The sequence below is a fragment of the Acinetobacter sp. 226-1 genome, from assembly GCF_030329325.1.
GTDB lineage: Bacteria > Pseudomonadota > Gammaproteobacteria > Pseudomonadales > Moraxellaceae > Acinetobacter > Acinetobacter sichuanensis.
In genome coordinates, this window is sequence record NZ_JACANU010000062.1 from 1 (window position 1) to 763 (window position 763).

The 763-nt window shown below is 52.9% G+C and carries 1 protein-coding gene; it reads left to right on the plus strand.

From position 1 onward, the window contains the following. Positions 1-63: 63 nt before the first annotated feature. Positions 64-763: IS6-like element IS26 family transposase (locus tag HX124_RS18095; RefSeq protein ID WP_003218105.1), on the plus strand; the 700-nt coding region annotated here is incomplete at its 3' end.

The following is a 763-nucleotide window of genomic DNA, read 5'->3' on the forward strand; positions in this document are numbered from 1 at the left end:
GGCACTGTTGCAAATAGTCGGTGGTGATAAACTTATCATCCCCTTTTGCTGATGGAGCTGCACATGAACCCATTCAAAGGCCGGCATTTTCAGCGTGACATCATTCTGTGGGCCGTACGCTGGTACTGCAAATACGGCATCAGTTACCGTGAGCTGCAGGAGATGCTGGCTGAACGCGGAGTGAATGTCGATCACTCCACGATTTACCGCTGGGTTCAGCGTTATGCGCCTGAAATGGAAAAACGGCTGCGCTGGTACTGGCGTAACCCTTCCGATCTTTGCCCGTGGCACATGGATGAAACCTACGTGAAGGTCAATGGCCGCTGGGCGTATCTGTACCGGGCCGTCGACAGCCGGGGCCGCACTGTCGATTTTTATCTCTCCTCCCGTCGTAACAGCAAAGCTGCATACCGGTTTCTGGGTAAAATCCTCAACAACGTGAAGAAGTGGCAGATCCCGCGATTCATCAACACGGATAAAGCGCCCGCCTATGGTCGCGCGCTTGCTCTGCTCAAACGCGAAGGCCGGTGCCCGTCTGACGTTGAACACCGACAGATTAAGTACCGGAACAACGTGATTGAATGCGATCATGGCAAACTGAAACGGATAATCGGCGCCACGCTGGGATTTAAATCCATGAAGACGGCTTACGCCACCATCAAAGGTATTGAGGTGATGCGTGCACTACGCAAAGGCCAGGCCTCAGCATTTTATTATGGTGATCCCCTGGGCGAAATGCGCCTGGTAAGCAGAGTTTTTGAAA